Annotated in this window: 21 protein-coding genes and 1 pseudogene; 12 read left to right on the plus strand and 10 right to left on the minus strand. The window is 43.3% G+C overall.

Going from position 1 to position 24,746, the window contains the following annotated elements; genetic code table 11:
- Positions 1 to 28: 28 nt before the first annotated feature.
- Together QLH32_RS12830 and glyQ are read right to left on the minus strand one after the other, a co-directional pair.
- A pseudogene (locus tag QLH32_RS12830) lies at positions 29 to 424 on the minus strand (tautomerase family protein).
- Positions 425 to 458: 34 nt separating this feature from the next.
- Positions 459 to 1,439, minus strand: a complete 981-nt coding sequence (glyQ, locus tag QLH32_RS12835; protein WP_279958641.1) for a glycine--tRNA ligase subunit alpha — start codon at positions 1,437 to 1,439, stop codon at positions 459 to 461.
- A 376-nt stretch (positions 1,440 to 1,815) separates the two neighbouring features.
- Between glyQ and QLH32_RS12840 the strand changes: the two genes are divergently transcribed.
- The 6 genes from QLH32_RS12840 to QLH32_RS12865 all read left to right on the plus strand — a co-directional run bounded on the left by QLH32_RS12840 (position 1,816) and on the right by QLH32_RS12865 (position 8,408).
- Complete coding sequence (locus QLH32_RS12840) at positions 1,816 to 3,003, plus strand: TCR/Tet family MFS transporter (protein WP_283266533.1); 1,188 nt, start codon at positions 1,816 to 1,818, stop codon at positions 3,001 to 3,003.
- Positions 3,004 to 3,121: 118 nt separating this feature from the next.
- The gene (locus QLH32_RS12845; protein WP_283266534.1) at positions 3,122 to 4,384 is read left to right on the plus strand and encodes a putative DNA modification/repair radical SAM protein; all 1,263 of its coding nucleotides are present in this window, start codon (positions 3,122 to 3,124) and stop codon (positions 4,382 to 4,384) included.
- Positions 4,385 to 4,401: 17 nt separating this feature from the next.
- Positions 4,402 to 5,181: a TIGR03915 family putative DNA repair protein gene (locus QLH32_RS12850; protein ID WP_283266535.1), complete on the plus strand. Its 780-nt coding sequence runs from the start codon at positions 4,402 to 4,404 to the stop codon at positions 5,179 to 5,181.
- 126 nt (positions 5,182 to 5,307) lie between these two features.
- Complete coding sequence (locus QLH32_RS12855) at positions 5,308 to 6,573, plus strand: hypothetical protein (protein ID WP_283266536.1); 1,266 nt, start codon at positions 5,308 to 5,310, stop codon at positions 6,571 to 6,573.
- Positions 6,574 to 6,774: 201 nt separating this feature from the next.
- Positions 6,775 to 7,176 carry a lysozyme inhibitor LprI family protein gene (locus QLH32_RS12860; protein ID WP_283266537.1) on the plus strand — a complete coding sequence of 134 codons (402 nt, stop codon included), beginning with the start codon at positions 6,775 to 6,777 and terminating at the stop codon, positions 7,174 to 7,176.
- A 122-nt stretch (positions 7,177 to 7,298) separates the two neighbouring features.
- Positions 7,299 to 8,408, plus strand: a complete 1,110-nt coding sequence (locus tag QLH32_RS12865; protein ID WP_283266538.1) for an HPP family protein — start codon at positions 7,299 to 7,301, stop codon at positions 8,406 to 8,408.
- A 70-nt stretch (positions 8,409 to 8,478) separates the two neighbouring features.
- Here QLH32_RS12865 and QLH32_RS12870 read toward each other — a convergent pair whose 3' ends face one another.
- Positions 8,479 to 8,748, minus strand: coding sequence for a PspC domain-containing protein (locus QLH32_RS12870; RefSeq protein WP_267980705.1), 270 nt, complete (start codon positions 8,746 to 8,748; stop codon positions 8,479 to 8,481).
- A 352-nt stretch (positions 8,749 to 9,100) separates the two neighbouring features.
- Here QLH32_RS12870 and QLH32_RS12875 point away from each other — a divergent pair, with 352 nt between their 5' ends.
- The gene (locus QLH32_RS12875) at positions 9,101 to 9,745 is read left to right on the plus strand and encodes a hypothetical protein (protein WP_283266539.1); all 645 of its coding nucleotides are present in this window, start codon (positions 9,101 to 9,103) and stop codon (positions 9,743 to 9,745) included.
- Positions 9,746 to 9,852: 107 nt separating this feature from the next.
- Here QLH32_RS12875 and QLH32_RS12880 read toward each other — a convergent pair whose 3' ends face one another.
- Together QLH32_RS12880 and QLH32_RS12885 are read right to left on the minus strand one after the other, a co-directional pair.
- Positions 9,853 to 11,037, minus strand: coding sequence for a DUF7639 domain-containing protein (locus tag QLH32_RS12880; RefSeq protein WP_283266540.1), 1,185 nt, complete (start codon positions 11,035 to 11,037; stop codon positions 9,853 to 9,855).
- Between the two features lie 150 nt (positions 11,038 to 11,187).
- On the minus strand, positions 11,188 to 13,011 hold the full coding sequence (locus QLH32_RS12885) for an acyl-CoA dehydrogenase C-terminal domain-containing protein (RefSeq protein WP_283266541.1): 1,824 nt from the start codon (positions 13,009 to 13,011) through the stop codon (positions 11,188 to 11,190).
- Between the two features lie 239 nt (positions 13,012 to 13,250).
- Here QLH32_RS12885 and QLH32_RS12890 point away from each other — a divergent pair, with 239 nt between their 5' ends.
- On the plus strand, positions 13,251 to 15,560 hold the full coding sequence (locus QLH32_RS12890; RefSeq protein WP_283269342.1) for a hypothetical protein: 2,310 nt from the start codon (positions 13,251 to 13,253) through the stop codon (positions 15,558 to 15,560).
- A gap of 65 nt (positions 15,561 to 15,625) precedes the next feature.
- On the opposite strand, the gene aroE is transcribed toward QLH32_RS12890, so the two are convergent.
- A complete protein-coding gene (aroE, locus tag QLH32_RS12895; protein ID WP_283266542.1) occupies positions 15,626 to 16,414 on the minus strand; it encodes a shikimate dehydrogenase in 789 nt (262 codons plus the stop codon).
- Between the two features lie 60 nt (positions 16,415 to 16,474).
- The gene (gene pdxR, locus QLH32_RS12900; protein ID WP_283266543.1) at positions 16,475 to 17,956 is read right to left on the minus strand and encodes a MocR-like pyridoxine biosynthesis transcription factor PdxR; all 1,482 of its coding nucleotides are present in this window, start codon (positions 17,954 to 17,956) and stop codon (positions 16,475 to 16,477) included.
- A gap of 103 nt (positions 17,957 to 18,059) precedes the next feature.
- Between pdxR and QLH32_RS12905 the strand changes: the two genes are divergently transcribed.
- A complete protein-coding gene (locus QLH32_RS12905) occupies positions 18,060 to 18,515 on the plus strand; it encodes a GNAT family N-acetyltransferase (RefSeq protein WP_283266544.1) in 456 nt (151 codons plus the stop codon).
- Positions 18,516 to 18,562: 47 nt separating this feature from the next.
- On the opposite strand, the gene hemF is transcribed toward QLH32_RS12905, so the two are convergent.
- The 3 genes from hemF to ribA all read right to left on the minus strand — a co-directional run bounded on the left by hemF (position 18,563) and on the right by ribA (position 20,808).
- Positions 18,563 to 19,504: an oxygen-dependent coproporphyrinogen oxidase gene (gene hemF, locus QLH32_RS12910; protein WP_283266545.1), complete on the minus strand. Its 942-nt coding sequence runs from the start codon at positions 19,502 to 19,504 to the stop codon at positions 18,563 to 18,565.
- Positions 19,505 to 19,690: 186 nt separating this feature from the next.
- Positions 19,691 to 20,182: a DUF4844 domain-containing protein gene (locus QLH32_RS12915; RefSeq protein WP_283266546.1), complete on the minus strand. Its 492-nt coding sequence runs from the start codon at positions 20,180 to 20,182 to the stop codon at positions 19,691 to 19,693.
- A 23-nt stretch (positions 20,183 to 20,205) separates the two neighbouring features.
- Positions 20,206 to 20,808: a GTP cyclohydrolase II gene (ribA, locus tag QLH32_RS12920; protein ID WP_283266547.1), complete on the minus strand. Its 603-nt coding sequence runs from the start codon at positions 20,806 to 20,808 to the stop codon at positions 20,206 to 20,208.
- A gap of 305 nt (positions 20,809 to 21,113) precedes the next feature.
- Here ribA and dxs point away from each other — a divergent pair, with 305 nt between their 5' ends.
- The 3 genes from dxs (at position 21,114) to QLH32_RS12935 (ending at position 24,633) form a co-directional block, all read left to right on the plus strand.
- Complete coding sequence (gene dxs / locus QLH32_RS12925) at positions 21,114 to 23,021, plus strand: 1-deoxy-D-xylulose-5-phosphate synthase (RefSeq protein ID WP_283266548.1); 1,908 nt, start codon at positions 21,114 to 21,116, stop codon at positions 23,019 to 23,021.
- Between the two features lie 132 nt (positions 23,022 to 23,153).
- Positions 23,154 to 23,984, plus strand: a complete 831-nt coding sequence (locus tag QLH32_RS12930) for an inositol monophosphatase family protein (RefSeq protein ID WP_283266549.1) — start codon at positions 23,154 to 23,156, stop codon at positions 23,982 to 23,984.
- Positions 23,985 to 24,060: 76 nt separating this feature from the next.
- Positions 24,061 to 24,633, plus strand: a complete 573-nt coding sequence (locus tag QLH32_RS12935) for a shikimate kinase (RefSeq protein WP_283266550.1) — start codon at positions 24,061 to 24,063, stop codon at positions 24,631 to 24,633.
- The last annotated feature ends 113 nt before the right edge of the window (positions 24,634 to 24,746 follow it).

Raw genomic sequence — 24,746 nt, forward strand, 5'->3', positions numbered from 1 at the left:
AATATTTATCTGTCATAAGCAAGATGATCTAAACATCTACCTTAAACCCTAATGCAACATCGCAAGCCGCCTGACCACCACGAATCCCCCAGTTTTCCAATGGAAGATCGCGAACAATGATCGTCACTTACTTGGGTGGAATACCAAGCAACTCAAGATTGTTGACAATGCCTTGATAAAGGTTTCGTTTTGCATCCACAGAACGCCCAGCAAAGGCATCAATGCTAATCTGTGTATAAAACTCAGGCTGTTCCTGATGCGGTGGGCAGGCAAAACGATGCGGTAAATGGGCGATGAAACGGATATGTTTATCTTTTTCAGGAATCTGAAAGTGTTGAACCAAAGCCGAGTGAACAGCCTCAATGATGGCGATTTCCTGCTCAGTTGAGTATTCACGTCTTACTTCAATCACAACACTTGGCATTTTGATCTTCCTAAATCAGATGTTATTTTTCCATTTATGTACTGGCTTTGTTCTGTGCAGCTTCCGCTTCAACCTGTGCCTTGAGTTGGGCCAATACCTCATCACGCAAATGCGGTTCTGCCATTGGGAAGCCAAGTTCCGCACGTGCCTGTACATAGCTTTGGGCAATGGCACGGGCAAGGGTACGCACACGCAAGATATAACGTTGACGCTCAGTCACAGAGATTGCACCACGTGCATCCAGCAAGTTAAAGGTATGTGATGCTTTCACCACTTGTTCATAGGCTGGTAGAGAAAGCTTGGCTTCGATTAAACGGTTGGCTTCTGATTCATAGAAATCAAACAGTTCAAACAGTTTGTCAACAGGTGCGTATTCAAAGTTATAGGTCGATTGCTCAACCTCATTTTGATGGAATACATCACCGTAGGTCACCGTACCAAACTGACCTTTGGTCCATACCAGATCATAAACGGAATCGACACCTTGCAGGTACATGGCCAGACGTTCCAGACCGTAGGTGATTTCACCTGTCACTGGATAACATTCAACGCCACCGACTTGCTGGAAGTAAGTGAACTGGGTTACTTCCATGCCGTTCAGCCAAACTTCCCAACCTAAACCCCATGCACCTAGTGTTGGAGATTCCCAGTTGTCCTCAACAAAACGAATGTCATGCGTCAGCGTATCAATACCGATGGCTTTTAAAGAATCGAGATAAAGTTGCTGAATGTTGTCTGGGTTTGGCTTAAGCACAACCTGAAACTGATAGTAGTGTTGCAGGCGGTTTGGATTCTCACCATAACGGCCATCTTTTGGACGACGTGACGGCTGAACATAGGCCGCATTCCAGGTTTCTGGGCCTAATGCACGTAAGAATGTTGCAGTGTGGAATGTTCCCGCACCCATTTCCATATCATAGGGTTGTAATACGACGCAGCCTTGCTCCGCCCAATAGTTTTGTAGGGCAAGAATTAAGCCCTGAAATGTGTCAATATGCGAGATCGCACGGCTCATGCTGTATCCGTTATAAATTTAGGAAAAATTGTCCCTAAGTATAAGGATTTTGGGGGGGAGTGGCAAAGGCTTAATGCGGGGAAAATTGCTGAGGTGATAGCCTGGGTTTTTGCGTTCCCATCATCCTGCTGATCAGATTGTGAGCCTCATCATTTTAATGTTAGGATGTGCAATGTAATCTTTTTCATTGTTACGATAAAAAATTCGCGAAAAATCGACTTGAGGTTCATTTCCTATTCTTGGGGAAAATACTCAGTTCGACACATATCCCAATCTTTAAGGTTCGGTCAGCGTTCATCAGGGCTTGAGATGTTATCAGGCATCGTTAACAGGTTTCCACAGTTTTACTGTGCCTGATTTTTCGATAGGACGCTTTATGAATCGACCTCTATTTATTATTTTTGCAACTATTGCGCTGGATGCTGTTGGTATCGGGCTTATTTTTCCGATTCTTCCCTCATTACTGCAAGATATGACACACAGTACCCATATTGCCGTATATATGGGGATATTGGCCAGTCTGTATGCGGCCATGCAGTTTATCTTTTCTCCCTTGTTAGGGGCTTTAAGTGACCGATGGGGCCGTAGGCCGATCCTGCTGATTTCACTTGCTGGTTCAGCAGTCAACTATCTGTTTCTGGCCTTTTCGCATAGCCTACTTTTCCTGTTTCTGGGGCGTATTATTGCTGGGATCACCAGTGCCAATATGGCTGTTGCAAGTGCCTATATTTTCGATGTTTCTCAGGAAAGCAGTCGTGCAAAATATTTTGGTTTAATCAATGCCATGTTTGGCGCAGGCTTTATTATTGGTCCTGTGCTGGGTGGATTTCTGGGTGAATACTGGTTAAGGCTACCTTTTCTGGTGGCGGCCATGTTGACAGGATTTAACCTTTTACTTGCCTATTTTGTTTTACCCGAATCTCGACAGGTGACCTCAAGGAAAGGGCCATTACCCACATTAAATCCTTTGAAAGTGTTTGCTGGTGTTGGTTCAGTTCATGGTGTACTTCCCCTAATTGCAACTTTCTTTATCTTTAGTGCCATAGGGGAAGTGTATGGGGTTTGCTGGGCATTGTGGGGACATGACACGTTTCAGTGGAATGGGTTTTGGGTTGGCTTTTCGCTAGGGATGTTTGGTCTATGTCAAATGCTGGTTCAGGCCTTTATCCCACGCCATGCTTCAAGCATATTGGGTGACCGTAACACCGTGCTGATAGGTATAGCCTGTACCTGTGTGGCTTTATACGTGATGGCCTTTGCCAAAAGTGGCTGGATGATTTTTGCGATTATGCCTATTTTTGCGTTGGGAAGTATGGGTACGCCCTCACTCCAAGCCTTGGCTTCCCGACAGGTTTCTGCCGAACAGCAAGGCCAGTTTCAGGGTGTGATTGCATCTACAGTGAGTTTGGCATCCATGATTGCCCCCTTGTTTTTCTCCATGCTTTATTTCCAGTTTCAGGCGCAATGGCCAGGTGCAATTTGGCTGAGCGTGATTGTGATTTACCTGATTGCCTTGCCAGTTATTTTGTACAGTACCCGAACTGTTTTATCTAAAGGAACTTGAAATAACAGTGCATTGAAACGACAAGCCATGACGTAAAACTGCTTTTGATCACTTATGTTTGAGCAAAAGCTTATGTTAATTTTTTACCTCTCGTTCGTTGTGTATGGTGGTGAAAGGCGTGTCTGATCGCATTCGTGAAAAACTGCAAATTCTTGCGGACGCCGCCAAATATGATGTGTCCTGTTCTTCCAGTGGCAGTGACCGTAAAAATAAGGACAAAGGTTTAGGCGATACCAGTCATGGTGGGATTTGCCACAGCTATACCGAAGATGGCCGTTGCGTTTCACTGCTCAAAATCCTGTTGAGCAATGTCTGTATTTTTGACTGTGCCTATTGCGTGTCACGCCGTTCCAATGATGTCAAACGGGCTGCTTTTACCGTTCAGGAAGTGGTTGATTTGACCATGAACTTCTATCGGCGTAACTATATTGAAGGGCTATTTCTAAGCTCAGGCATTTTCAAGTCGGCAGACCATACGATGGAAAGAATGCTTCAGGTGGTGAAGAAACTGCGTCTGGAAGAAAACTTTAATGGTTATATTCACCTTAAAACCATTCCAGGAGCATCGCCAGAGCTGATCCACGAAGCGGGACTTTATGCAGACCGAATGAGCATCAATCTGGAAATGCCGACTGAAATTGGTTTAAAAGCCTTTGCTCCTGAAAAATCCCATCAGGAAGTGCAGAAAGATTTGGGACTGGTTCGAGATCGCCTGATTCAGCTCAAGGATGAACGCCAGATCATCAAGCATGTGCCGAAATATGTACCCGCAGGACAGACCACACAAATGGTGGTGGGGGCACATCAGGAAACCGATCAGGATATTCTACTCATGGCGGATCATCACTATAAGGAATTTAAACTCAAGCGGGTCTATTTCTCAGGCTATATCCCGATCAATACAGAAAATAGCTACTTACCTGTGGTGGGTTCCGCACCACCACTTTTGCGCGAAAATCGGCTCTATCAGACCGATTGGCTGATGCGTTTCTACGGTTTTCAGGTCAATGAAATTGTCAATGAACGATTTCCAAATCTGGACCTTGATGTTGATCCCAAACTGAGTTGGGCGCTACGCCATCCTGAACAGTTCCCAGTGGACTTAAATCGGGCGGATTACCACATGATTCTGCGTGTGCCAGGGATTGGGGTGAAATCAGCCAAGAAAATTGTACAGGCACGCCGTTTTGGCAAGGTGCATATTGATTTGTTGAAACAGCTCGGTGTGGCCTATTCACGGGCAAAATTCTTTATCCGTTGTGAAGACAGCCCACGTTTCCAGAAAGAACTTTCCTCCAGTTACATTCGTCAACAGATTTTAACGCAGGGTTCATCCAAGTATGTTCAGCAACTCTCTCCACAGTTAAGTCTGGGATTTTAATGATGTAAGGTGGAGGAATGGTCTATTATTACTTTGATGGTTCAATGGTTGGATTACTGAATTGTGTATTTCGGGCATTCCAGTTCAGGGAGTTTCAGGTCAAGCTCTGTTTATTTAAAAATGCCCAACATGGACTGTTTTCCAGCATTGTTGAAATCCCCAATCATGAACAATATGCGCAACGGGTCTGGTCGGCACTCCAGCGTAAACTTTCAAAGCCAGCCTTAAGGCAGTTTTATTTTGCCTATCTGTCTGAATCTTTGGAAGCGCACCAGCACTTACTCAATTACTGTATTTATGTGTTTAGTCAGCAGGGTTCAGTCGAAACGGATTATTCGCATCCCAGTGTGTTGGCAATTTCTCAATGGACAAAAAAGGTGGGACGTGAAAAGCATCGTATGGAAGCCTTTATCCGTTTTAAGAAAACCACCGATGGGCTATTTTTAAGTCTGGTTCGTCCAGACTTTAACGTGTTGCCCTTAATCCAGCCACATTTTAGGCGGCGTTATCAGGATCAACGCTGGCTGATTTACGATGAGCAGCGCAAGTTTGGCCTGTATTATGATTTGCACGAAATCCATGAGGTTTCACTGCAAGCGGATGAAATTGATCGCAATCTCGAAAATGGTTTCAGCCAAAGCTTTCAGTTGCAGCTTGACGAGCAGGAGGTTTTATATGACCAGCTCTGGAAAGACTATTTTAACAGCATCAATATTAAGGAACGTCAGAATATTAGGCTGCATGTGCAGTATCTACCCAAACGCTACTGGCGTTATCTGAATGAAAAACTCATCTAAACCAGCTTATTACTGTCTGTAATCTTCCTCATTCAAATAAAACTTAAAAAATGCTGAACAAGCTGTTATTGTTATGTTATAACGTAACAATAATTTAAGATCATTTGTCCAATAGGGGAAGTTACAGTGAAGAAAATAAAACAAGGCTATGTGCTGAGTGCGTTGTTGAGCAGTGTGTTGCTTTCAGCATGTGGAGGGGATTCTTCAGGTTCATCGTCAACCGTTACACCCAAGCCAGAGCAACCTGCAAAAATCTATGAGGGGCGTTTGGCCATTGCCAATGATGACAGCGTTCGTCCCTTGCTCTCAGTTTATGATTTGGCGGATCAAAAGGTCATTCATACAACAGCGCTAAGTTATTCCCCATCCGCGATGTATGGCAGCCCGCAGTCACGTTATGCGGTAATGCTGAGCCGCAATGAGGGTGTAGTGCAGTTTGCAGACAGTGGCGTGCTGAACAAGGATAATCTGCTACAGAAGAATATGCCGCATGTATTGGCGTTTCAGCTCAAGGGTGCAACACCCGCACACTACCGTAGCTTTAATGGTTTGGCTGCATTGTTCTACGATGGCAGCGAAGTTGAAAGCTCCAAGTTTGATGTGTTTAATGATTCAGCGATTGAGAAACAGTCCATTTCCAGTCAGAAACTGCCTAAAAAACATCATGGTGTGGCTGAACCGCGTGGTGCCTATGTGCTCAGTACCTATTTAGCCAACGATGCCGATACACTCAGTATTGTGAAAAGCTATGAGTTGCATGGTGACCATTTCCACGAGGAACAGACTTTGGCAAATGGTTGTAACCGTTTGCATGGTGCAGCCTCCATTCAGCGATATGCTGCCTTTGGCTGTGAAGATGGGGTACTGGTGGTTGAACAAAAGGGAAGTCAATTTATTGATAAGAAAGTTTTAATTGATCAGCGAATTACCACCATTGCTGGACATGAAAAACTGGACAAGTTTGCTGCCTTTGCCACAGGAACGCATGCCTTGTTTGTTGTTGATCCAAACAATTTAAATGCAGTGGGTCTGGATTGGTCTTTAGGGGCAAAAGAGGCAGATGGCACAACGCCAGTGAAGCGTTTGCAGCAGGTGGTCAATGCATCAGGTCACTATCTTGCGATTCTGGATAGTATGGGTATGGTGCATGTGGTGGATACGCAAAGCTGGCAACGCATCGGGCAAATCAAGGCCCTCCAAAATGTAAATGCGACTGAACTTGCTAAAAGTCGTCTGGTGGTCAATGCAGCCACAGAGACGGTCTTTATCAATGATACGCAGGCTAAAACCATTGTGGAGCTGGACCTGAAAAATCTCAAAATAAAACAGACGATTCAGTTGAGTGATGTACCAAATACCTTTACCTGGCTGGGTGTTGCAAAGACATTTTAAGACAAGTCACGAATAGACTGGCAGCCCATAGAGTGGGCTGTTTTTGTTTGAAAGAGGATGATTGTTTCTTGTATGCACTTTATATACAAGACGTTTCTTAAACTATGCAAACAGGAAAGCGGCCACTAGAATTTGTAATGGAAAATTGAATAAGGTTGATAGCAGTATTTTTTAAATATTATAAAAAAACTGGAGAAAAAGATGGTCAGGTTGAGCGTGAAAATACTGGGTTTGGCGTTGGTTATTTATGCAACGGCAGTACAGGCAGCGCCAGACCCTTATAACCAGTGTGTTGATGAAACGATTCAACAATTAAATATTGGCCATATCAATAATGCCGTGGTGGAAATCTGTAGCAATAAAACCAAGACGTTATATGCGAAGCAAATTGTAAAACTATTGGATCAAATTAAGAACCAAAGTAAGGATGACCAACAACCTGAACGTTACAGCGATATTATGAAATCACAACAGCTATGGAAAAACTTTGTTGATCAGGAATGTCGTAATGCGGGTGCCTATATCGGTTCTCCCATGTATGAGTTCTGTCCGATGCAAAAATATGCGGAGCGCGTGGAACAGCTTAGTGAATACCTGAATTGATCTTGTCGGGTTTCAACAAATTTACTCATAACCTAAAACTATAATTTAAATACATCTTTGTTAGGAGATAGGCGTATACTGCGCAACGAATCAAAAACAACACTATTCCAGCAAGGTGCATTGTGAGCTCTACCCAATCAGACTGGCTAAATTTTTTAAAACCCAACTATAAAGTTCTTCCCCTGAAAGAACGTCTTTACTCAGGCATCGGTGCGTTGTGTGGCCTTGCCATATCATCACTGGTCAGTTGGTATGTACTGGGTGGCATGAATGCCTGGTATATCGCACCGATGGGTGCATCTTCAGTGCTTCTATTCGCGGTTCCCAACAGTCCACTGGCACAGCCCTGGAATGTGGTTGTTGGAAATACGCTGGCAGGGATTATTGGGGTGGCCTGTACTCAATATTTACCTGATCTGACCAGCGCATTTAGTGTGGCGGTTGGGTTTGCGATTTTTATGATGATGACTACAGACTCCTTGCATCCACCAAGTGGGGCAGTGGCGATTACCGCGGTTTTGGGTGGTGAGGCGGTACATCGTCTAGGATTTCATTTTGTACTGTATCCCGTGCTATTGAACTCGATTTTACTGTTGCTGTTTGCGGTATTTTTTAACCGTTTAATTGGGCGGCATTATCCCATTACCGCGCATGTCAATGAGCGCTCGAAAGACCCGACACCTACCCAGAAAGTCTCGATTCAACCCAAGGATATTGAATATGCCCTGGAGCAACATACCGAGTTGTTGGACATCAGCCAATATGATCTGGAAAAAATTATTCTGGAAGCACAGGAACACGCAAGCGAACGCTTGAATAGTTACTTTGTCTGTCAGGATATTATGAGTCGGGATGTCATTAAGCTACATGAAGATGATGATATTCATCAGGCCTTAGAGAAGTTCAAGGAAGTCAACCTCATGAGTTTGCCTGTCGTCAATGCGGAAGAAGAACTGGTTGGAACGCTGGCCTTATATGAGGTAGTGGAATGGTTTAAGGGTGCCGCTGATCCAAGAAATTCATGGCAGCATTATGTGAGACAGATTATGAGTCGCCGTGTCGTCACTGTGGAGCCATCACAGCCGATTCAGGATTTAGTCCCCTATTTTGTGGAGAAATCCTTTAACTATATTCCTGTGGTAGAGAACCAGCGTCTCATTGGAATTGTGAGTCGTGCTGACATGATTGCAGCATTACAGCAACTCCTCAACCAGCAATATGTTTTAACCTGATTCAGGCAAAAAAAAGCTACGGTTGTATTAGGGGTAAATCAACCGTAGCGACCAAAAGAGGAAAGAGGGATTAGCGTTTTATGTGTTGATCTTCATAAACTGTCTTAACAGGTTGATGATAGCCTTGAACATGGTCAACACGTGCTGTCTGCTGTTTCGGAATTACCAGCCATAAAATCAGATAGACCAAAATGCCAGGAAAGGCCGCACTCATGAGTGAAACCACCACAAAGATCAGGCGTAACAAGTTTGCATTCCAACCAAAACGTTCCGCAATACCGCCCATTACACCAGCGATCATGCTTTGTTGGTTTGAGCGATATAAACCAGAATTGGCCATTAAGTCTATCTCCTTAAATAAATGAAACAGCAGTAAAAAATAAAAAGGGTTTTGTTCAATGCTGTTATTTAGGAGATAGGGGCAAAGCTGAATTTTTAAAGTTTCAATAGGCGAGAGAATAGTTACGGTATGTAACTTGTTGATGGAAAAACCAACAGTATCGCCTAAAATGCACCGACTTAAAGCATATGGCTTGGGTTAATCGAAATTTCGGTCTTATCAAAATACTCCACGAATGGACTTTTGGAGGCATATAACAAAACGGTTCAATCGTTTTGATCTTTCCAAAAAGTTTATTTACTGGAATGGTGAGGGGAAATGGTCACGATATCGATGTTAGAGATTTATGGATATGCAGTTTAGGTTATTCTTATCGTGGTTTAGTGTAGGCACTCTATTGAGCTTTGGGTTGAGTGCCTGTGATAGCCATCACCCAGAATCCGCTAAACAACAGGCCCAGACGCAACCGAGTCATGAAGTCATGGAATCAGACCCGCAGCAGGGGATGTCATTAACCCAGGTTGCTGGGCAGGCTACCCTGCCTCATCCTGTGACACACAAGCATACGCCAACTAAACTGTCTGAAACCGAACTGGCCTATGTCGGGCGTTATCATGCGCGTATTCCATGTACCGATGATTTCGCTGGTTGTGTCAATAACGAGAAAGAAGCGGAATATATTATGAACTTGCTGGAGGATGGCTCTGTCTACTGGACCAATACCAGTTTCGGTCGTCTGGGTTCAGATTCATCGCGTAATGTTGCCAAAATTGAGCAAACCTGTAAGCAGGTGCAGTGGCATGTTGAGCCAGTGGAAAAAGAGATTGTGGTGCGCTGTGCTGCCGCTGACGTGAATTTATATTATGAGATCAATCAGGACCAGAATCTTGTGATGGATCTGGATAAAATCTGGAATGGGGATCAGGGGCGCAACCGCAAGTTCTTTAAGGAATATCCATTTCCAAAGAAAGCCTATATTTTTGAAAAGGCGGAATGATCTTTTTTATCCTTAAGTAAACGAATAGGAAAAAGTATCTCATGAGTTCCATTAGGTACTTTATTTTTATGGAATCCAAGATTGAAGCATTTAATAGAATTCCAAGATTATAAAAAGGTTAGGATTTCTTGAGCCTTGTTCCTGGACCAACCAATAGCAAAATGTTTCTGTGCTAAAACGGGTGTGTTCAAATTAATGGATTTTATATGCCGTTCAGCATCTACACCATGTGTAATCATCACTTTGGGTTGAAGATGTTGAATCAGGAAATCAAAAATAAAGGTGTCTTGATCAGATTGTGTCAGATCGGTTTTTTTGCGCGTGGGCAGGGCATAAATATTTGTTTCCATGATAACTAGATTTAGATGAATACTGAGTAATGCATCATTGATCCATTCGATGACTCGGCGAGTATTGCTGAGTGCAGGTTTGCCAGCATCTATACGGTCTTGTTGATAGGCTTGTAACCAGTCATTTTTATTGAAGCCTGTAGCTGGAGCAAAATATTTCCAAAACTCATCTGCTTGAGTCGCTGGATTAAAACCAATAATTAAAATGTCAGTTTTTAGTGGATTGCCATTACAAACAAAAGGTCTGATGTTTTGATTGCCCGCCAAATTTTTTAATTCTTTATAAAATTTTTCCAACGGTGTGGATGTATCAAAAATCTCTTTACTGAACTGTTGAATTGCTGGCTGGAATTCAGGTTGAACAATTGAATATCTTAAGGGCAGGGGTTCCTGATAAATTACTTTGCGGATGGGTATGTCATGTTGATCCATATCCCCTAAAACATATTTACGATGGTGTGTGGGGATGGCTTCATAAGCGATTCTTAAATATTCAATATTTTCTGCACAAGGGTGGGTTAAATAGTTTTCCCAAGCAATTTGACAACGTGCGCTTGAATCTGGACGATCATTGAGTTCATCAATAATATCTATAACTTCCTTTATTAAATCATCATTGTTTTTATAGTATGAAAGAGAGGGGTAAATTCCAAATTCACCGAGGCTTTCTATCTCAAGTTTAGAACTTTCAGCGATTTGAACAGTAATTTTTCCCTCTTGAATCTCTTGCTTAAGTTGTTGCAGGTTAAAGTGCTGATAACCACATCTGATTGTACCATCCTGATAAATAGACAGTGTTTCTAAAGAATATAAACACCCTGCTTCGTCAGGATCATATATTTCAAGTAAGACAAATACTGGAAGTGTTGTGCCAATGATAAAAGTTCCATCTTCTGCCTTTTTATAGATGCCATAATTTAGATTGCCTTTCCTAAATGTCATTTTTATTTGCCTATATGATGTGGAGCTGTTTTATTTTTTTAGAATAATCGAGAGGATAGGAAAATCACAATAAATCAGCGACATCATTTGACGTTGCTGTTTGGAAAATAAAAAAAGAGCGCATCAAGCGCTCTTTTTTGTCAGTCCCGATTAGTAATCGAAGCTGAAGTGTTCTGGTGCAAGTGAAGTCAAGGTACGGGAAGTCGAAACCATTGATTCTGCATGACCCTGCGCACGTGGCAACAAACGGTCAAAGTAGAAATCAGCAACCTTGATTTTTGCTTTATAGAATTCAGGAGTTTCAGCACCGTTGCCTGCTTCCAGTTTTTCAGAAGCAATCACAGCCTGCTGAGCCCAGAAGTAAGCCATCATCACATAGCCAGAGAACATCAAGAAATCAACAGAAGCTGAAGAAACGATGTCACGGTCTTTACGTGCAGCAAGCATGATACGAACAGTCAAAGTGTTCCATTGAGCGCAAAGCTTGGTTAGGTCCCAGGCGAAGCGGCGTAGGTACTTGTTGCGGGCATGTGTAGCACAGAACTTCAAGATTTCAGCAGTATAGTCACGAACAACCTTGCCTTTTGAGCTTAGAAGAACTTTACGGCCGATTAAGTCAAGTGCCTGAATACCTGTAGTGCCTTCGTACAAGGTAGAGATACGTGCATCACGCGCGATTTGTTCCATACCCCATTCACGGATATAACCGTGACCACCAAAAACCTGCATACCATTGTTGGCAGACTCTAGGCCAAGCTCAGTCAGGAAGCCTTTAAGAATTGGTGTATAGAAACCAAGTTTGTCATCAGCAGCTTCATAAGCGGCTTGATCACCACTTGCCAATGCATCCGCCATCTTATCTGCGAGTTTTGCAGCATGGTAGATCATTGAACGACCGCCTTCAGCAATCGCTTTTTGAGTCAACAACAAACGACGAACGTCAGCATGGTGGATAATCGCATCACCTACACGCTCAGGCTCTTTCTTGCCAGAAAGGGCACGCATCGACATACGGTCTTTCGCATAAGGCAAAGCGCCCTGGAAAGATAATTCAGCATGTGCAATACCCTGAACTGCTGTACCGATACGTGCAGTGTTCATGAAAGTAAACATTGCATGCAAACCTTTGTTGATTTCACCAATGAGGTAACCAGTAGCGTTATCGAAGTTCAATACCGCAGTTGCTGATGCACGGATACCCATTTTGTGTTCGATTGAACCACAAGATACGGTATTACGCTCACCTACACCGCCGTCAGCAGTTGGGATGAACTTAGGCACGATGAATAACGAGATACCACGGGTACCAGCAGGTGCGTCTGGAAGACGCGCAAGCACGATATGGATAATGTTTTCTGTTAAATCATGCTCACCCGCAGAGATGAAGATTTTAGTACCAGAGATTTTATATGTGCCATCAGCAGCAGGTTCAGCTTTAGTTTTAACTTGACCTAAGTCTGTACCACATTGAGGTTCCGTTAAGCACATTGTGCCAGACCAGGTGCCTTCAACCAGTTTAGGCATATAAGTCGCTTTTTGCTCATCTGTACCGAACTGGATGATGGTGTTCATACAACCTGTACTTAAACCAGGGTACATGGTGAATGACCAGTTTGCAGTACCCATCATTTCAGATTTGATGAGGTTTAAAGACATTGGCAGGCCTTGACCACCAAACTCTTCAGGGTAGGAAAGACCTTGCCAGCCACCCATGACGAACTGGTCATACGCTTCCTTGAAGCCTTTAGGTGTAGTCACTTCACCATTGTTAAAGGTACAGCCTTCTTCATCACCTGACTGGTTAAGTGGAGAAAGTACGTTTTCGCAGTAATCTGCCGCACCTTCAAGAATCATATCAACCGTATCTGCATCTGCATTTTGACCACTTGCCAAAGTTTGGTAGTGTGCAGGATAATCAAACACTTCATTCATTAAGAAGCGAATATCACGGAGCGGGGCTTTATAAGCTGGCATAATCTTAATCCTGTATTTGAATCGTTTTGGATTATCTGTTTCGATACTTTGATTATTCACAATGGTGATAAAAATACATTGATAAACACTATGGAAAAGACTGTCAGAAAAGCGAATTGATCAGGCGGTAGGGGCGTAAAAAAGTCATCTTCCCACTGATGTTTGAAACTCATTTTAAATATGAAGATGATTAAATTTACAGTTGTAAATATAATGATATAAAGGTGTTTGGTAAAACTATGCGTTTAAAATATTTAACTTTATGTGTATTGGGGTTTAGTCTTTCTGCATGTTCTCAGCATGTCATTAAAACCAATTCTGGTGCTGTAAACCTTGAACAGAAAGCCATTAACAGCATCAATGCGATGTATGAATATCCAAGCTATGACTACCGTGGAAAGTTTAATGTCCATGTTGATCTGGACCAAAATAAAACCGTAAGCAAAGATGACAAGGCGGCTCTGGATGCCAATGTAAAGCAAAAGGTCGATCAATATCTGCGCGACCAGAAAGTCAACCTCAACAGCGCACAGAAGCAGGCTTTATATGAAGCCCTTGCACAACAGCCAAAACAGTTTGGCGGCAGCAAGGCGGACAAGTTTACCCGTGTCATGGCCAATGTTCTGAATGACATGCAGTTTGAATATGATGGTTCAGTGCATTACCGTCAGAAAATGGGATCATTCAACCTCACCGCGCGCTATGAAAAACCGACCTTGCTGCTACAGGCGAAAGTGCCCATGGTGCTTGACCTGAATGATTATAAGTTCTATATCAACTACTTTGCCCTGATGCCCTATCTGGTGAATAAGGAAAACCAGAACAACTTGGCCTATCTGGACTTTTCTAAATACCAGCATCTGTTCAAGCAGGTGGATATCAAGAAATTTGCTGAGTATGTCAAGGCATCCAGTGCGGTGTATTACCGTCTGGCAAATCCAAATGACATACAGGCGCTTGCAGTTTCTTCAAATGACCATGCAGCAGGGGTTGTGGAAAAGATCCGCCTTAAAACATCGGTTGAGGAACTCATTCTTCAGGCAAACCTGTATAGCAAGGTCAATGAGAAATATCTGGTACAGCAGGTCCTAAATTTCAAGGAAAAGAGTTTAGAGAAACTGGTTACAGATGAGGTGGATGCTGCGGTTCAGTCAAAGGCTAAATCAGCGAGTTCCTCTGTGCTGGCTTCAAAAAACTCGGCAGATGATGCCAGTGTGGTCAGCCAGCAGCTTTATCGTCTGGTAAATCAACATCTGGGTGTTGATGATGCAGATGAGTCTTATGGTTCTGCTTCTGAAGATGCTGCGCAGGCTGCTGAACAGGAAGCAAATAATGTTGAAGATGCACCTGAAAACATAGATAAAGCTGCTACAGATGAGCAGGGCTTGACTGCTGAACAGTGTCTGGCACTGCAAAATACTGCTAAAACCACTTATGGTGATGTGCAGTATTGCCAAACTGTTTACGACATGGATGTATTTGGTCAGGAGACCACGCCACGCCTGGGAGCTTATCTGGAAAAACTGCAAGCCTTGGAAAAGATATTTGCAGCGTATGACCAAAACCAGTTTATTGATGATCAGGCATTTAAGGCACTCTGGATCAAGCATCAGGCAGACATAGATGCAGCCTTGCCACCTGTGAGTCAACGCAACCCATTTGTGATGGATGTGGGACTGGATGCAAAGGGACGTGCAATTAAGCTAGATTATGACCTGAACTATGCCTTACCAGAATTCAAGTCACGCTTTAACCTGAAAGCGGATATGCAGATTTCAAACTACGGCAAGGCCACCCCGATTGATCAGGCACAGTTGAAACGTGCAAAAACATGGGCGGAAGCAAGCAAGGGTTCAATGCTGGAACAAGCGATTGGCAGCTTCTCGGAAAAACTAGGCCAGTCTACCATTCAGGAACGTTCTGCACAGCCTTATACCCTGTCTCTGGATGACCAGCTAAAAGTGATTGCGGAACAGCGTTATGATGCAACCCATTCCTATGAACAAACCTATAAAGCTGTATTTATTGCCAAGCTGACTGAAAGCCAGCCACAGGTTGTGCAGCGTTATTCCACTCAGGAGTTGCAGGAAATCGCCAGTGTCTACGCCTACTGGTACTCGGATGAGGAGGTGTATAACCCAGAGGGCAAGGCACTGAAAGCGATTGAGGGTTTACAAGGCAAGCACCACCTTGAACAAGAAGACCAGTTTGATGACAAGCTGGGGCGGGCGGTGGACCGTATTGTGAACGATGCCATACGTGGTGATCAGGATCGTCAGGCCCTGAAAAAGTTAAGGGCACAATACAAACAGCCACAGCAGCTTTTTGCCAAACAGTATCAAATCCAGTTTGAACGTGAAAATGGCGCATATCCTGAGGAAAAAAACGTGCTGGAACAAACAGCCAATATTCTGGGGCAGGTTTATGTGGATGCACGCAAAAACCAGCTGTCTGAGAAGTCAATCAAGAACTTAAAGGCTGAACATAATGAATTTATTGATTATGAAATCTTTAAGGATGTGTACCAGAAAATGCTGAGCAGCAAATAATTTAATCCCCAAAAAGAGAACCTGCTGATTGCGCAGGTTCTTTTTTGCCGAATTTTACTGAGCAATTATAAAAAATCTTTGAGTTCAGGTTTGACTCCATTCCAGATTGAAAAGGCCTCAATTGCCTGTCCAACCAGCATACCAAAGCCATCGGTGGATGGAACCTGACGTGCCTGAGCCTGATCCAGAAAGCTGGAGGGTTTGCCATAAGCCATTTCATAGGCATGATGGAAAAGTAGGGTTTCTGGCAGTTGTAATGCATCGCCCGTTAAACTTGCAGAAGTGGCATTAATTACAAAATCAAACTCACCAGAAAGTTGATCCAGCCCTATCGCCTGTAATTCTGCCTGTGGTACAGCCTCTTTTAAATCTTCAACCAGTTGTTCTGCACGGGCGAGGGTACGGTTGGCAATCACGATTTGTTTTGCACCTGCCTGCACCAGTGGATAGATCACACCACGAGTTGCACCGCCTGCACCTAAAATTAAAATACGGCTATTTGCAAGATCCCAGCCCAGAGCCTGAATGGCGGCAACCAAACCTTGTCCGTCGGTATTGTCACCATAAAGTTTACCATCCTGCATCCATAAGGTATTCACAGCTTTGGCAATTTTAGCGCGTTCAGTCAGTTGATCACATAAGGCAAATGCCTGCTCTTTAAAGGGAACAGTCACATTCATTCCAGCACCGCCTTGCGCAAAAAAATCCTTTGCCGTATTTTCAAAGCCATCCAGCGGTGCAAGAATTTTTTTATAATTTAAATCAACGCCCGTTTTTGCTGCGAATGCATGATGTAATTCTGGTGAGCGGGATTGTTCAATTGGATTTCCAATTACAGCAAATTGTTTGGTCATGGCGAAAATGATAAATAAAGAAAATAGGGGCAGTGTATAAAGTTGTGGAAATGATCGCAATTAGCATGAGTGATTTTTAATCTCAGTTGCTAACTTTTGGATATTTTCCATAATTTCATCAACCGTATGTGCGGCATATCCAAATAGCACACCTGCCCTTTGAAATGAAGTTTGACAGTAGCGGGATAAAGGCTGGACAGCCAGTCCTAGTTTGCTACATTGAGCAGTGAAATCCTGCTCTGTCCATGAATCTTTCAGCCAACAGACCAAATGAATCCCTGAATCTGTTACCTCAATGGTTAGGACTTCTGAGAGGTGGGTTTCAATTGCGTGAATCAGCGCTTGCTGACGCTCATAACAGGCTTTACGAACCTTTCGCACATGCCGCGCATAATGTCCCTCTTGAATAAACAAGCTCAAAACAACCTGTTCCAGATAAGAACTGCGAGTATCAATATGACTTTTTGCCAAACTGAATAGGTCAATGAGAGACTCGGGAATCACCATAAAACCTAAGCGAAATTCAGGAAACATCATTTTGGAAAATGTGCCTGAATAAATTACACGTTGCTGTTGGTCCAGACCCTGTAAGGCTTGAATAGGTCGAGTGCCATAACGAAACTCACTGTTGTAGTCATCTTCAAAAATCCATTTTTGTTGCTGGGCCGCCCAATCCAACAATGCCAAACGCCGAGTTAAACTGAGTGTGCCACCCAGTGGAAATTGATGTGAGGGTGCGGTGTAAACCAGTTTGGCTTGGGCATAATGCTGGGTGATGTCGGGAACTTTCATTCCCTCCTCATCACTACAAACTGGATGAACTGTTGTTCCGAAACTACGAAAAACGGCTAATGCGGCATCATAGCCTGGCTCATCCAGACATACCTGATCCTGTGCCTGTAATAGCGCATAAGCGGTTAAATGAATGGCCTGTTGTGTCCCGTTCACAATCAAAATTTGTTGTTCAGTACAATTGAGTCCACGTGTAGAGCGTACATATTGGCATATAGCCTGTCTTAAAGGCAGGTAGCCTTTTGAATCATGGGCCTGTCCAATCTGATGATAGGATTGCCGCCATGCCCGCCCAAGCAGTTTTCCCCAAAGTTGATGTGGAAATAAATCCACGCAACCCACGCCAACATGAAAGGTGCGTTTACCTTGTGGTAACTGCTGTTTTTGCCAGCAAGCTAAATGTTGGGCAAGGTGGGGATTTACATTCAGCGTTTCAGTTTTGGTTGATAGATGAAGATGCTGTTGGGTTTGCGCTTGGATCAACTGGTCAGGAATGGTTTCTGACACATAGGTTCCTGAGCTTGGTTTGGTAAATAAATAACCCTCATCCAGTAGTCGGTCTAAAGCTGACAATACGGAATTACGGGAAATGGACATCATTTCTGCCAAAACTCGGCTTGAGGGCAGTTTTGTGCCAGCAGATAAACGACCATCTAAAATGGCATCCCTGAGCACCTCATATAATCCATCCCTGATGGAACCTTTTGGTAAAATCAAGTGGGGAAAATAGGCAGAGGACGAAATCGCCATAATCAACTGGTACTTTAAAAATTATAATAACTGTATCTTATGATGATACCACTCTCAACACTACACTTTGATCTTCCATAACGAAAGATGACGGAGTGTCAGGATGCAGACTCAGGAAATACAGGTTATCCCTGTCCAGCAACAGGATTATCAGCAGTGGATACCCTATTGGCTGGCGTATCAGAATTTTTATAAAGTGGCACTTGCCAGTTCCACCACACAAACCACATGGCAACGCTTTTTTGATGAAGCTGAGCCAGTTTATTGCGCCGTTGCCAAACGAGGTGAACAGGTGTTGGGTTTTGTACATTATGTCATTCACCGTTCAACTTGGGCTGAGCAAAACTATTGTTATTTAGAGGATTTATTTGTTTCACCAGAGGTGCGGGGGCAGCATGTTGGCAAGCATTTAATTGAATATGTTCAGCAGCAGTCCATTTTACAGCAGTGTGACCGCCTATATTGGCATACACAGGAAACCAACTATACCGCACAAAAACTCTATGACTGGATTGCCGAAAAGCCTGGGATTATTGAGTATCGGATGTGTTTAAATTAAGTAAAAAAGCCAAAGCTGATCATTGCTTTGGCTTTAATTCTTTATTTTTATTTCTCTAAACCCAACCAGTCTCTTGGTTTTAAATAATAATCAGTGAGTCGTTTTTCAGGTGAGTTTTCATCCCATTCAGGACGATACGACCAGCCTGCGAGATTCGGTAAACTCACTAAAATGGATTCAATACGTCCACCTGTCTGTAAGCCAAACAAGGTGCCACGGTCATACACCAAGTTATATTCAACATAACGGCCACGACGATACAACTGGAACTCGCGCTGAGCTTCGGTATATAGCTGCTCACGATGCTTTTCAAAAATTGGCAGGATTGCTGCTAAATAACCATTACCTACGGCTTGCATATATTGAAAACAGGTTTCAAAATCCCATTGATTGAGATCATCAAAGAACAAACCACCCACGCCACGCTGTTCATCACGGTGTTTTAAGTAGAAATAATCATCACACCATTGTTTATGCTCGGCATAAACAGTTTCACCAAATGGCTGACATAAGTCATAGGCAGTTTGATGCCAGTCTAAAATATCCTGATCATCTGGATAGAACGGGGTTAAGTCAAAACCGCCACCAAACCACCACACTGGGTCCTGTCCCTCAGGTTCAGCCACAAATAAACGGACATTGGCATGTGAAGTTGGAATATTCGGGTTTTTAGGGTGAATCACCAGCGACACACCCAAAGCCTGAGCCTTTGCGCCCGCAATCTGCGGATGGCGTTCAGTTGCGGAAGCAGGCAGCTTGCTGATATTGATGTGGGAGAACATGACCCCACCTTTTTCAATCACTTCACCATTTTGCAGAACACGGGAGCGGCCACCGCCGCCTTCAGTTCGTTGCCAATCATCAATGATAAACTCAGCGGTTCCACCGCCTGCACGTTCCTGCTGTTCTAGTCCTGCACAAATCCGTGCCTGTAGGTCGAGTAAAAACTCACGAACACGTTGAATATCAACTGAAGTTGGATGCTGCATGATGATCCTCTTAAAGTGATCTAGGAATTGCTTATATCAAAACATAAAATCCATAAAAAAAGTAAGGGATTTTTACCTTTTAACATAAAAATCCCTTAATTGCCTTATTTTTAAACATTTTGAAAAAATGAATCAGAAGTCATCTTTTTTATATAGGTGATCCATCCGTTCACGTTTGGTTTTGAATTAAGGCGTATTGAATGGTTTGCTATTTTGTTCAATCAAATCATTAACCTCTTCACCATACATCCAAGTATTGAGAATCCCTTCAGAACTTTCTAGACCTAGAATATCTAAAAATTGTTCAAAAGTTGTCGCAACTTGCTCTCTATCTTCGGTATCTAAATGATCAGGGTTAATCTGATGAATTCCTGCAGAGAGTGTTTGGAGTAGTTGTGCTTTTGTTGGTGGCGCTGAATTTTCATAATGTTTTATAAACTGTTGTGCTGTATCAGCAATTTGTTGATTGAGCTGATCTTTAAGCTGCTGATCTTGAACACCCGTATATAAAATGTTATCACCAATAAAGTGATCTTGTTTTTTGAATTGTTCTAATTGCTGAATGATATTTGCTGTAGTTGGAAGCATATTCTTGTCCAATGGATGATTTGTCGCTTGGATATAAGATGTACTGAGTAATGGTATAGCAGTGAGTAATAAAACTCTTATAAATTTCATTGCTCAGAGTCCCTGTGGTTATGTTAAAAGTCATCTTTTTTATATAGGTGATCCATCCGTTCACGTTTGGTTTTTAAATAATGTTCATTGAATGGATTACGACCCACTGTAAGTGGAACACGCTCCACTACATTAATGCCAAGATCAGTCAATGCCTTTAATTTTAAAGGATTGTTGGTGATCAACTTCACTTCTTTGACTTGCAAATGATCCAGCATAATGCTGCACATATCGTAACGGCGGGCATCGGCAGGCAAGTTCAACAGCAGGTTGGCATCGACCGTATCGTGTCCCTGATCCTGTAGGGCATAGGCACGAATTTTATTGGTCAGGCCAATCCCACGGCCTTCCTGACGCAAATATAAAATCACACCCTGACCCGCTTCATTGATCAGTCGTTGTGTGGCTTGCAGTTGAGGTCCACAGTCGCACTTCAATGAGGCAAAGGCATCACCAGTCAAACATTCAGAATGGATACGCACGAGTACGGGCTGATTTGGTGCAGTTTCTAGTCCTTTGGAAAGCGCCACATGCTCTTCGCCAGTTGCTGGGTCTTGAAACACGGAAATATTGAAGTCACCAAAAGCGGTTGGTAGCCTTGATGTTGCAACAAATTCAATTGGCACAGAACGCTCACTATGATAATAAAAAACAGTCAAAGTATAGCTTAATGTGTGAAGATTGCGTGAATTGGAATTTCTGATTTTTCACATAAGTTTTTCTTTTTCATACAAAGCACACAATAATGGTTGATAAACAGTGACATAATTCAGGATAATCTGCCAGCCAGTCCCTGAGACTGGCATGAGAATGTTTAGCACGACATCATTCGCCCATGTGGCTGATTGAAGGTAGATCATATTTAATTGTATGATTGCCCCCATTTAACCCAGCTTCGGATTTGCCAGGCTTAAAAAGGCTTCGCCACATTATGTTGTATACCGAAATTCCAACTCAACGTCCTGTTACGCCATTGTTAGATGGAATTGATCATCCACAACAGTTACGTCAGCTCGAACAAGGCCTGCTCCCACAAGTGGCGGATGAGTTGCGTCAATATATTCTGTATGCGGCAGGACAAAGCGGTGGCCATTTTGGTGCAAATCTGGGAGTGGTTGAACTGACGGTTGCCCTGCATTATTGCTTTAACACACCCCAGGATCGTCTGGTTTGGGATGTGGGGCATCAGGCTTATCCACATAAGGTGTTGACAGGTCGCCGTGACAGAATCACCACGATTCGTGCCAAAGATGGTTTGGCTGCATTTCCTGCCCGTGAAGAATCCGAGTTTGATACCTTTGGGGTAGGCCATTCATCAACAGCAATTTCTGCTGGTCTTGGTATGGCACTTGCGCGTCGCTACCAAAAAGACCTATGTGATGTGGTTGCCATTGTAGGTGATGGTGCAATGACCGCAGGTATGGCCTTTGAAGCCATGAATGATGCGGTTGCCCATGATGCCGACCTGATCGTGGTACTGAATGACAATGATATGTCGATCTCGTGCAGTACAGGCGGCTTTGCCAAGCACTTGGCGGCGATTTGGGAAACAGGTCAGTTGATTAATGTCAATGAACAGGGTGAAGCCTATGTTCAGCCACATCCAAAATGGACCTATAACTCACGTCTGCACCAGTCGGCAACAGATGCTGCGGATAATCTGTTTAAAGCGATTGGTTTCGATTATTTTGGGCCGTTTGATGGTCATGATGTGGAGCAGTTGGTACAGGTTTTCCATGCCCTGAAAAAACGTAAGGGTCCACGTCTGGTGCATGTCTATACCAAAAAAGGCAAGGGCTTTGCCCCTGCAGAAGCAGACCCAATTACCTATCATGCCATTACCAAAATTGCGCCCGTAGCTTGTGCGCCAGCGAAAACTTCTTCTTCAAAAGCAGCGCCAAAATATTCGGATGTGTTTGGGCAATGGCTCTGTGATGAAGCAGCGCAGGATGATCTTTTACTGGCGATTACCCCAGCCATGTGCGAAGGTTCAGGCATGGTGCAATTCGCACAGCAATATCCTGAACGCTTCTTTGATGTGGCGATTGCGGAGCAACATGCGGTTACGCTGGCAGCAGGTATGGCCTGCGAGGGTTTAAAGCCTGTTGTAGCGATTTACTCAACCTTTTTGCAGCGTGGCTATGACCAGTTGATCCATGATGTTGCGTTACAGAATCTGGATGTGACTTTCGGTATTGACCGTGCAGGCTTGGTTGGCGAGGATGGCCCAACCCATGCGGGTGCCTATGACTATGCCTATATGCGTACAATTCCAAATATGGTGATCATGGCACCGAAAGACGAAAATGAATGCCGTCAAATGCTGCATACTGCCTACCACTACAAAGGGCCAACAGCAGTACGCTATCCAAGAGGTGTAGGAACAGGTGTTGAAATTCAACAACAGATGACTGCTTTGGAGATTGGTAAAGCTGAAATCGTTGCTGAATTTAATCAGGATGTTGAACAACAGATCAGTATTCTCGCCTTTGGTAGCCGTGTGGCAGCTTCAGTTGATGCCGCAGCGCAGTTTGCCAATCAATATGCAGTTGGTGTGCGTGTGGTGAACATGCGTTTTGTGAAACCACTGGATGAACAAATCATTCGTGAGCTTGCTGAAAAGACCAACCTTTTTGTTACGGTGGAAGAACATGCAGTGATGGCGGGTGCGGGCAGTGCGGTGAATGAATTTCTGGCGCAGGCGAGAATTGTGAAACCTATCTTGAACCTTGGTTTGCCAGATGCATTTTTACATCAGGCGACACACCAGCAAATGCTGGCGGACTGTGGTCTGGATAGTCAGGGTATTTTAGCCTCAATTCAAAAGGCATGGTTTTAATCAACAAACCATGTGAATGTGGAAATAATTTTTCGCAACATTTTTTCCCTAAAAGCGCTTATATTTGATAGAATATGAGCGCTTTTATGCATTATTCTTTGTCAAAATCTTCAAATTTGTAGTGGGTGTTCAATGGAACCTATGGTGGTTATGGCTGCGCGTGCGGCTCAAACAGTTGGTCAAGAGCTTTTAAAGGCACATCAAAATCGTCATAAACTCGATTTACAAGTTGAAGAAAAAGGCATTGATGGTCCAGTAACGCGTGTTGACCGTTACATCGAACAACTTACCATTGATACCCTCCGTAAAAGCTATAAAAACCACAGCTTCCTTGGTGAAGAGTTTGGTATGCAGGAAGGTAAAGGTCACGATGCAGACTGGTGCTGGGTGATTGATCCCCTAGATGGCACACAAAACTTTATTCATGGTTTTCCACATTTCTGTATCTCAATTGCGGTACAACATAAAGGCGTAACTCAACACGGTGTGATCTATGATCCAGTGCGTGATGAATTGTTCTCTGCCAGCCGTGGCCGTGGCGCAGTGATGAACCAGCGCCGTATTCGTGTCAATGTAAAAGATTCTTTGGAAAATACTTTCCTTGCTGTTGGTCATCCTTACCGTGCAAAACGTAATGGTGAAATTGTTTCTTATGCAGAACAGCATTTCGCTTCATTATTGGCTGTAACCAAATCAGGTGCGCAAATCCGTCGTGGTGGTTCTGCCGCACTGGACTTAGCTTATGTGGCTGCGGGTCGTTTTGATGGTTTCTTCGAGCTTGGCTTGAAGCCATGGGATATTGCCGCGGGTGAGTTGATTATTAAGGAAGCGGGTGGTGTCGTAGTCGATGCACGTGGTGGCAATGATTCATTGGACAATGGTCAGGTGCTTGCCTGTTCGCTTAAAATGTTAAAACCTTTGATGCAGGCGGTCGTTCCAGCTTGGGGCGAAGCTGCAAAATAATTTGTAGATTTCTAAAAAAGCCCTCAATATTTTGAGGGCCTTTTTATATGAAATGATAAAAACAAGGTTAAATGAATTGTTGATCTATTTTATTGGTCCAGGCGGTGCGGGAAAAACAACCACGGCAAAGTTGTTGGCATCGCAATTAGGATGTGGATGCTATGATTTAGACGAATATTTTATGCAGGTCGAAAGCAATATCGCACAGTACATTGCAGAATATGGCTATCCGCAATATGCGGCTCGAAATGTGCAATTATTTTTAGAATTACAACAAAAATCTGAAAATCAAGAAATAATAATTATTGTATGCTCTTCAGGATTTATGACTTATTCAGAGGATACTCATCAAGACTATATAAAAATAAAGAATGAAATAGAGAAGCATAAATTCACCTTTTTATTGTTACCCTCATTGGAACTGGAAAAATGTGTTCAGGAAATTCTTACAAGGCAGATGACTCGGACGTATTTGAATGCTTCTTGGAAAAAGGAAGAGTTGAAGATCAGAACACGATTTCAACTGTATGTCAGATTGGATTGTCAAATTGTTTTAACGAATGAGGTGCCAGATATTATTGTGTCTGAAATAAGGGAAATAATCGCAGGCTATATATTCTCAGATGGCTTGCTACCTATTGTTATATAAGTATAATTTAAAAAAATAGTAGGGAACTGGAAGAATGGCTTTAGCAAAGAATTGTTATCGAATTACGAAAACCTATTAAAAAAGGTGACTTTTAAAATTATTCTGCTATAATC

The organism is Acinetobacter corruptisaponis (genome assembly GCF_030053775.1).
Taxonomy (GTDB): domain Bacteria; phylum Pseudomonadota; class Gammaproteobacteria; order Pseudomonadales; family Moraxellaceae; genus Acinetobacter; species Acinetobacter corruptisaponis.

Bases quoted from the DNA above. Each gene is read 5' to 3' on its own strand.
- aroE (WP_283266542.1), bottom strand. From the start codon at position 16,414: ATGACCAAACAATTTGCTGTAATTGGAAATCCAATTGAACAATCCCGC.
- QLH32_RS12915 (WP_283266546.1), bottom strand. From the start codon at position 20,182: ATGAAATTTATAAGAGTTTTATTACTCACTGCTATACCATTACTCAGT.
- QLH32_RS12870 (WP_267980705.1), bottom strand. From the start codon at position 8,748: ATGGCCAATTCTGGTTTATATCGCTCAAACCAACAAAGCATGATCGCT.
- QLH32_RS12890 (WP_283269342.1), top strand. From the start codon at position 13,251: ATGCGTTTAAAATATTTAACTTTATGTGTATTGGGGTTTAGTCTTTCT.
- pdxR (WP_283266543.1), bottom strand. From the start codon at position 17,956: ATGGCGATTTCGTCCTCTGCCTATTTTCCCCACTTGATTTTACCAAAA.
- QLH32_RS12840 (WP_283266533.1), top strand. From the start codon at position 1,816: ATGAATCGACCTCTATTTATTATTTTTGCAACTATTGCGCTGGATGCT.
- QLH32_RS12885 (WP_283266541.1), bottom strand. From the start codon at position 13,011: ATGCCAGCTTATAAAGCCCCGCTCCGTGATATTCGCTTCTTAATGAAT.
- glyQ (WP_279958641.1), bottom strand. From the start codon at position 1,439: ATGAGCCGTGCGATCTCGCATATTGACACATTTCAGGGCTTAATTCTT.
- QLH32_RS12880 (WP_283266540.1), bottom strand. From the start codon at position 11,037: ATGACATTTAGGAAAGGCAATCTAAATTATGGCATCTATAAAAAGGCA.
- dxs (WP_283266548.1), top strand. From the start codon at position 21,114: ATGTTGTATACCGAAATTCCAACTCAACGTCCTGTTACGCCATTGTTA.
- QLH32_RS12905 (WP_283266544.1), top strand. From the start codon at position 18,060: ATGCAGACTCAGGAAATACAGGTTATCCCTGTCCAGCAACAGGATTAT.
- hemF (WP_283266545.1), bottom strand. From the start codon at position 19,504: ATGCAGCATCCAACTTCAGTTGATATTCAACGTGTTCGTGAGTTTTTA.
- QLH32_RS12930 (WP_283266549.1), top strand. From the start codon at position 23,154: ATGGAACCTATGGTGGTTATGGCTGCGCGTGCGGCTCAAACAGTTGGT.
- QLH32_RS12850 (WP_283266535.1), top strand. From the start codon at position 4,402: ATGGTCTATTATTACTTTGATGGTTCAATGGTTGGATTACTGAATTGT.
- QLH32_RS12860 (WP_283266537.1), top strand. From the start codon at position 6,775: ATGGTCAGGTTGAGCGTGAAAATACTGGGTTTGGCGTTGGTTATTTAT.
- QLH32_RS12875 (WP_283266539.1), top strand. From the start codon at position 9,101: ATGCAGTTTAGGTTATTCTTATCGTGGTTTAGTGTAGGCACTCTATTG.